The following is a 7,532-nucleotide window of genomic DNA, read 5'->3' on the forward strand; positions in this document are numbered from 1 at the left end:
CCAGGTATGTGCAACTTATTGAAGTGACGTACCTGGGGAAAGCGCAGGGCGACTAGAAAAAGAGGATTACAGCTATGGCCGCAATGCCGTAGCCACCGCGCAGGAAGTAACCGAAGACTTCGGGGGAGAATGAAGCACCGAATCCGCCGGTGTCGATGATGTTCATAGTGGTCACTCGCGCTGGGCGGGAGCGCTTGAAAGAGGCATAGGTAAGTCCTAAACAGCACGCGGCGAGTACGAGTACAGGCAGCTTCCACACGGCGGCGATGAAGGCGGTGCCGAGTACCGCGGTAACAGCGGTCGCGGCCAAAGGCAGCCCCCAGTCGGGCCAAGCACCATTGATGATGCGGCCAAAGGATGCGGCGCGGCCGGTGGCTGCGCCGACGATGGTCCATGCGGCAGCGAATCCCATGAGCGCCAGGCTGCCGAGTTGTGGGACAAGGCCTAGGGTGAGGCCGATGACAGCTACCGCGCCGAGCGGGATGTACCAGCGGCGGTATAGGCGCCGGAAAAAGAGGCGGCTGGGCGACGCCGTGGCGCGCGATCTGGGGCGCAGGCGGGCCGACTGGGAGGCAATGGCATCGGCAGAAACCTCAGAATCCAGCAGTCCAAAGGAGGACGAGCTGACGGCACGGGTGCGGCCCGCGCGAAGAAGCGAGGCGAGGTCGAAGGAACGCCAGCCGAGCGCTATGCGCAGCAAGGGGAGGGCCATCGCCGCATAGAGCGGAAGGCGCAGCGACGCGCACAGGGCTAGGCCGAGGAGGCTCACGCCGGCGAGCTGGGCAATGGACAGCTTATCGACGCCCCGCATACGCCCCCGCGGCCTATCCACATAGACCCACCGGCTGAGCGAAAGGCTGCGCAGCGGATAGAGCGCTTCAAGAAGAACGATGAGGGCGAGGGAGCCGACCCCAGCGCCGATGGTCGCGGTGGCGGGCAGGGCCGCGGCTGTGCGCTGCGCGAGCGAGGGCAAAACCTCGGCGGCATTCTGCCAAGCGTAAACACTGACGCTCGCGATGAGCGCCGCTATAAAGGCGTAATAGAGGGCTGAGGAGGCTGTGGACAGAAGCTTCATGAAATCTCCACCACCTCGTCGCAGGCATCGAAGATGGCCGGGGAGTGGGAGGCCAGCACTACACAGCGGCCCTCGGCGGCGAGGTGGCGCAGCTCCTCGGCCAAGAAGGCGGTCCAGGTGTGGTCAAGGTGGCGCTCGGGTTCGTCGATAAGCAGGGCCTTGGCCGGCTGATAGAGCTGGGCGGCGAGGTAGACGCGTTGGCGCTGGCCAGAAGAAAGGTCGCTGACCGCGGAGTTCCGGATGGCGTCGTCGATAGCCCAGAGCTCATGGACCTCGGCAAAGTCCACGCCGGAGCGGCGCGAAAGCAGGGTGAAGTGTTCGCCGACGGTGAGGTCGGGCAAGAAGACCGGATCCGAAACTGCGATGACGGAGCCGGCGGCCTCTGCGCTGCCGGGTGCGGCACCGTCGATGGAGACGGTGCCTTTCAGCGGGGCAATTTCGCCACTCAAGGTCTGCAGCAGCGTAGATTTACCCGCACCATTGGGGCCCTTCAAGCCGTATACGCGCCCGGCGTCGAAGGTGCGACTCAGCTGCCCCAAAGCGGTGGAATGTCCATAAGTTGCATCTATTTTCAGCATCGTAGCTAGGTTAGCAGGAGGGCGGCCGAGCATAGGGACGAGCTAGAAGCGGCGGAAGAACTTACCGGGGGTGAGCTCTTCAAATCCGGGCAAGGGCTCAGCGGAAGAGATGCCGGGGGCAGTCTGCTCGGCCGCGAGGTCGATGGCGTTGGCAATAAGCAACTCGCGGGCGGCGGGGTCATCGCTGGAGACGATGAGCTCGGGAATGTCTTCGGGGTCGAAGGGGGTGAGCCAGGTGGCGTCGTCAAGCGGGTGCGCCGAGGGATCGCCCAAGAAAGCTGGGCCTTTGTCGGCGGCGGGGTAGTAGCGCAGGAGCGCGGCGCCGCGGGGAGCAACGGTGGGGTCCTCGTTGGCGGCCATGGGCAGGGCGATGACCCCGCCGTCCACAATGGGGGACCAGTCCGCGATAGAAGAAGGGAAGAGGCCCGCAAGATAGTCGCGGTCCTCTTCCTTGGCCAAGCGCACGCCGAGGGAAGAATCAGTCATTCTTCCAAGGCTAGCGGGGTAGGCTACTTGATTTCCAGCAGTACGCTGCCCTTGGTGGTAGAAGCGCCTGCTTCCACGGCCAAGCCGGTAACGGTGCCGGCCTTATGCGCCTTGACGGGGTTTTCCATCTTCATGGCCTCGAGCACGAGGAGAACCTCGCCCTCGGTGACCTCTTGGCCTTCTTCGACGTTGACCTTGATGACCGTGCCCTGCATCGGGGAGGTAACGGCATCGCCGGACACTGCGGCCTTGGCGCCAGAGCCCTTGCGCTTCTTCTTTTTGCGCGGGGCACCGTTGGCGCCGAAGGAGGCGGGGAGGGCAACCTCGATGCGGCGGCCATCGATTTCCACGGTGTGCACCTGGGAAGGCTCGGCCTCGGCGGCCTCTGCATCGGTGGAGTCATCGTGGGCGGGCAGCTGGTTATCCCATTCCTCTTCGATCCACTTGGTGTAGACACGGAAATTGCCGTCTTCTGCGGTAAAGGCAGGGTCAGCAACGACAGCCTGGTCAAACGGGATAACGGTGGGCAGGCCCTCCACCGTGTACTCGGACAGGGCGCGGGCGGAGCGACGCAGCGCGGTCTCGCGGTCTGGGCCCCAGACGATGAGCTTGGCCAGCATGGAATCGAATTGGCCGCCAATAACGGAGCCCTGGACGACGCCGGAATCAACGCGCACGCCCGGACCTGCTGGCTCGGAGTACTTCACGATGGTGCCAGGGGCTGGCATGAAGTTCGCCGCGGCATCCTCGCCGTTGATGCGGAACTCGAAGGCGTGGCCACGCGGGGTGGGGTCTTCCTTGAGCGAGAGCTCGTGGCCCTCAGCGATACGGAATTGCTCGCGCACGAGATCGAGGCCCGTAGTTTCCTCGGAAACTGGGTGCTCCACCTGCAGGCGGGTATTGACCTCTAGGAAGGAAATGAGGCCATCAGCGCCCACCAGGTATTCCACGGTGCCTGCGCCGTAGTAACCGGCCTCGCGGCAGATGCGCTTGGCGGACTCGTGGATGGAGGCGCGCTGCTCCTCGGTGAGGAAAGGGGCCGGGGCTTCTTCGACCAGCTTTTGGAAGCGGCGCTGCAGGGAGCAATCGCGCGTGCCGACGACGACTACGTTGCCGTGCTTATCCGCCAGCACCTGGGCCTCGACGTGGCGGGCTCGGTCCAGGTAACGCTCTACGAAGCACTCGCCGCGACCGAAGGCGGAGGTTGCCTCACGGGTAGCGGATTCAAAAAGTTCGGGGATCTCCTCTGCGGAGTAGGCCACCTTCATGCCGCGGCCGCCGCCGCCAAAGGCAGCCTTGATGGCTACGGGCAGGCCGTATTCCATGGCGAAGGACTGCACCTCATCGGCGCCGGCTACCGGATCCTTGGTGCCTGGGGCCATGGGGGCTTCGGCACGCTCGGCGATGTGCCGCGCGGTGACCTTATCTCCCAAATCACGGATGGACTCGGGGGAGGGGCCAATCCAGGTCAGGCCGGCGTCGATGACGGCCTGGGCAAAGTCGGCGTTTTCAGACAAGAAGCCATAGCCGGGGTGGATGGCATCGGCGCCGGACTTTTCTGCGGCGTCCAGAATCTTGTCAAAGACGAGGTAAGACTCGGCAGAAGTGGTGCCGCCGAGGGCAAAGGCTTCGTCGGCAAGCGAGGCAAAAGGTGCCTGGGAGTCTGGCTCGGCGTAGACGGCGACGGAGGCAATGCCAGCGTCGCGGGCCGCGCGGATCACGCGAACGGCGATCTCACCGCGGTTCGCCACGAGAACCTTAGAGATCTTTTTGGTTTCTACTGCCACGGCAGCAACCTCCTGAACACATTAGGTTGAATACGCAATCTATTCTTGCACACAAAAGCATGAGTTAATTTTCACGCACGCGAGTGGGGATGTTTTTGAACAAAAATAAACCCACATCCCTGCCGGATATGGGTTTATGTGGCGAAACCGAAAAAGTTAACGCTCAATCGGCATTTTCACCATATTGCCCCACTCAGACCACGAACCATCGTAGACCTGCGTCTTTGTGAATCCCAAAAGATGCGTCAACACAAACCAGGTGTGCGCGGCCTGCGCACCTACGTGGGAGTAGAGGATCGTTGCAGATTCAGGCTCCAACATTCCGTAATTAACCTTGAGCTCCTCGGCCGAGCGGAAGCAGGAGTTGGGATAGTTGGAACGGTCCCACTCGAGGTTGATGGCGCCGGGGATGTGGCCATGGCGCATGGTGGTGCCGTAGGCGGAATCGCCATTGGGATCGTGCTCGGTGGCCTCGCCCGCAAACTCCTCTGGGGAGCGGGTATCCACGAGCGCTCCTTCGGACTCGCGTACCTGGTCTACGAAGGCACGCAGGACGGAATCATCGCGGCTTACCTCGGGGTATTCGGATTCGGGGAAGTCCGGCACCATGAAGGAAGTATCGCGTTCCTCGGCCATCCAGGCATTGCGGCCACCATCGAGCAGGCGAACATCCTTGTGGCCAAAGAGGGTAAATACCCACAGGGCGTAGGCGGCCCACCAGTTGGACTTATCGCCATAAAGGACAATCGTATCGTCGGCATTAATGCCCTTGTCCCGCATCAAGGCAGTGAACTCTTTGCCATCGATGAAATCGCGAGTAAGTGGGCTCAATAGTTCCGTGCGGAAGTTGATACGGGTGGCGGTGGGGATATGGCCAATGTCATAGAGGAGCGAGTCTTCATCGACCTCAATGACGCGCAGGCCCTTGATGCCTAGGCGTGCGGACAGCCACGGTGCAGACACGAGGCGCTCGGGGTGTGCGTATTCCTGAAATGGGGGATAGGGATCAACGTCAGCCACTGTCCGCCTGCCTTTCCTATAAGGGTTAGTAATTTGCTCCCACCACTTTAACCCGAATTTTCCCGTGGTGATCACTCGGGGATCATTCCTGTGGTGTGCGATACAGGGCTCGGCCGGGGAAATAGGGGTGCCGGCCGGCGGGGTTAGGTAGAGGGGGCAGTTGGCCGCGCGGGGGAGGAAAAGCTGGGATAAACTTGGGATATGGTGCGAAAACGTGCTATGAACACCACCTAAGAAGGGAACTGCTAGTGCACAAGGCAATCGTTGTATTTGAGGTAGAGGGCGGCTCCGATAAAGGCGCAGATGGTCACCGTAAGGACACCATGCCGATCGTCAACGCGATCAAGGAACAAGGCTGGGATGCGGAAGTCATCTACTTCCACCCAGACAAGGCAGAGGAAATCTACGCCCAGGTTTCTGAAAACTTTGATGCTTATATCTCTCGTGTGAACCCAGGCAATATCCCCGGTGGCGAGAAGGGCTACTTCCAAATGCTCACCAAGCTGGCAGATGCCGGCCTGGTAGGCATGTCCACTCCGGCGGACATGATGGCCTACGGCGCCAAAGATGCACTGGTCAAGCTCAATGACACCCCGCTGGTGCCGGACGATACTGCCGCGTACTACGAGGTAGAAGAGCTGCACAATACTTTCCCCACCTCGCTGTCTTATGGCGAGCGCGTACTTAAGCAAAACCGCGGTTCCACCGGTGAGGGCATCTGGCGCGTGCGCCTCGCGGACCAAGAGCTTGCCCAATCCGTGGAACCGGGCACCGCGCTCCCGCTCGATACCGCCCTGAAGTGCACCGAGGCAGTAGATAACCAGACCCATGACTACAAGCTGGGCGCCTTCATGGATTTCTGTGATCAGTACATTGAGGGCGATAACGGCATGCTGGTGGACATGCGTTTTATGCCGCGCATTGTGGAGGGTGAAATCCGTATTCTCCTCGTGGGAGATGAGCCGGTATTCATCGTGCACAAGAAGCCAGCGGAAGGCGGCGACAACTTCTCTGCCACGCTCTTCTCCGGCGCAAAGTACACCTACGATAAGCCGGAATCTTGGCCGGAGTTGCTCGAGATGTTCGAGAAGGCTCGCCCCGTTATCGCAGAGAAGCTCGGCGATACCAAGGACGTTCCGCTGATTTGGACCGCGGACTTCATGCTTGACGATGCCCCGGATGGCACCGACACCTATGTCCTCGGCGAGATCAACTGTTCCTGTGTTGGCTTCACTTCTGAGCTAGACATGGGCATCCAAGAAAAGGTTGCCGCCGAGGCAATTCGTCGCGTTCAGGACGCGAACGCCTAGCGCACGCTGTATTCTGCCAAGTGGCCCCACGGGTGACCGTGGGGCATTTTCCTACCATCCCCTAAAGCATTTTCTAAGGACCAGATCATGGCTGATAATGATTTCAACTCCGACGGGTTTCCGAAGGATTTTTCTCCGCGCGATTTTTCTGAAACCCCGCGTCACCGCGCCGAGGACGCTGCGAAAAGCGCCGAAGGCGCCGGTGCCTCCGAGGTGAATGAGACTAAGGAATTCGGCTCTACCGATGCCAAGGAGACGAAGTCTTTCGGCCACACCGAGAAGCCTGGTAAGTCTGGAAAATCGAGTGACCTTTCTTCCCCGCAGCCGAGCGCGGAGGGCACCTCCTCTGACTTCTGGGCCTCTTCGAACTCCTCCACCCCAAGCGGGGGCGCTGCCTCCCGTGCGCATAATCCATTTACGGATTCGGCATCATCGGACGCTGCTGCGAACGGCGATCAATTCGGCTCCGCCCAGTCCACTAATGATCAACCGGTTTTCGGCGGCTATACCCAGCAGCAGGGCACGAGCCAGGGATTCGGACAGTTCCCGCAAGCAGGCGATGCTCCTGCCGATTCCGGCCAGACTCTCGGTGATAAGAAGAGCCAGATGAGTGACACTCTCAAGGGCTTGGGCAAGAAGGACGGCCTTTTGGGCGGACTATTTGAGTTCGAGTTCAAGCACTTCCTGACCCTCACCCACGTGAAGGAAATCTACAAGGTTGCCATGATTCTTGGCGGTATCATGTGGATCCTTCACCTCCTCGGTGCCTTCTTTTTCGCCACCGGCATGGGCATTTATGGCATTAGGGAAGATTCCGCGTCCGCCATCTTCGGAAGCATCTTTGCCTTCATCTTCCTGGCGGTACTGAGCACTGTCATCTACTACGCAATCATGGTTGCCATCAGGCTATTCCTGGAAGCCATGGTGGCGAACGTGCGCATTGCGCAAAACACCGGCGACATCCTGGACAAGATGGACTAGCACCGTCATGAGCTGATTGCTCAATTAAGCGAGCAACGACGAGCGCCCCAGCGAAATTGAACTGCTCCCCATTAGTTGGACTGAGAAATCAGTTTCCGATTAGTGGGGAGTAGTTTTCATTGAGAGCTCGAAGTTTGGTGAGTGAGCATCAGCGGGAGCAGTTGGTTGAACTATTTGAGCAAGGCGTGGGCTATCGTGCCGCTGCTACTGCTCTTGGTGTCTCCACATACGCCGCCCGTATGCTCTGTCGTCGGTTTAAGCTGCATGGCAGACTATGTTTAAGCTGCATGTAAGC

Annotated in this window: 7 protein-coding genes; 2 read left to right on the forward strand and 5 right to left on the reverse strand. The window is 60.3% G+C overall.

Annotated features, from left to right (window positions below):
• Positions 1-52: 52 nt before the first annotated feature.
• The 5 genes from MHK00_RS08475 to MHK00_RS08495 form a co-directional block, all read right to left on the reverse strand.
• On the reverse strand, positions 53-1,075 hold the full coding sequence (locus MHK00_RS08475) for an ABC transporter permease (protein WP_250411319.1): 1,023 nt from the start codon (positions 1,073-1,075) through the stop codon (positions 53-55).
• Positions 1,072-1,653 (reverse strand): ABC transporter ATP-binding protein, encoded by a 582-nt coding sequence (locus tag MHK00_RS08480; protein ID WP_250411323.1) that lies wholly within the window; start codon positions 1,651-1,653, stop codon positions 1,072-1,074. Before MHK00_RS08480 ends, MHK00_RS08475 begins: the two co-directional genes overlap by 4 nt.
• A 42-nt stretch (positions 1,654-1,695) precedes the next feature.
• Entirely contained in the window at positions 1,696-2,139 is a 444-nt protein-coding gene (locus tag MHK00_RS08485) for a hypothetical protein (protein WP_250411326.1), read from the reverse strand.
• A 23-nt stretch (positions 2,140-2,162) separates the two neighbouring features.
• Positions 2,163-3,926 (reverse strand): acetyl/propionyl/methylcrotonyl-CoA carboxylase subunit alpha, encoded by a 1,764-nt coding sequence (locus MHK00_RS08490; protein WP_250411329.1) that lies wholly within the window; start codon positions 3,924-3,926, stop codon positions 2,163-2,165.
• A gap of 156 nt (positions 3,927-4,082) precedes the next feature.
• Positions 4,083-4,946 carry a sulfurtransferase gene (locus MHK00_RS08495; protein ID WP_150850515.1) on the reverse strand — a complete coding sequence of 288 codons (864 nt, stop codon included), beginning with the start codon at positions 4,944-4,946 and terminating at the stop codon, positions 4,083-4,085.
• Between the two features lie 248 nt (positions 4,947-5,194).
• Between MHK00_RS08495 and MHK00_RS08500 the strand changes: the two genes are divergently transcribed.
• Positions 5,195-6,256, forward strand: coding sequence for a Cj0069 family protein (locus tag MHK00_RS08500; RefSeq protein WP_250411331.1), 1,062 nt, complete (start codon positions 5,195-5,197; stop codon positions 6,254-6,256).
• An 87-nt stretch (positions 6,257-6,343) separates the two neighbouring features.
• Positions 6,344-7,237 carry a DUF4282 domain-containing protein gene (locus MHK00_RS08505; protein WP_250411334.1) on the forward strand — a complete coding sequence of 298 codons (894 nt, stop codon included), beginning with the start codon at positions 6,344-6,346 and terminating at the stop codon, positions 7,235-7,237.
• The last annotated feature ends 295 nt before the right edge of the window (positions 7,238-7,532 follow it).

It is taken from the genome of Corynebacterium tuberculostearicum (assembly GCF_022347385.1).
Taxonomy (GTDB): Bacteria; Actinomycetota; Actinomycetes; order Mycobacteriales; family Mycobacteriaceae; genus Corynebacterium; species Corynebacterium tuberculostearicum_M.

Bases quoted from the DNA above. Each gene is read 5' to 3' on its own strand.
- MHK00_RS08480 (WP_250411323.1), bottom strand. From the start codon at position 1,653: ATGCTGAAAATAGATGCAACTTATGGACATTCCACCGCTTTGGGGCAG.
- MHK00_RS08485 (WP_250411326.1), bottom strand. From the start codon at position 2,139: ATGACTGATTCTTCCCTCGGCGTGCGCTTGGCCAAGGAAGAGGACCGC.
- MHK00_RS08475 (WP_250411319.1), bottom strand. From the start codon at position 1,075: ATGAAGCTTCTGTCCACAGCCTCCTCAGCCCTCTATTACGCCTTTATA.
- MHK00_RS08505 (WP_250411334.1), top strand. From the start codon at position 6,344: ATGGCTGATAATGATTTCAACTCCGACGGGTTTCCGAAGGATTTTTCT.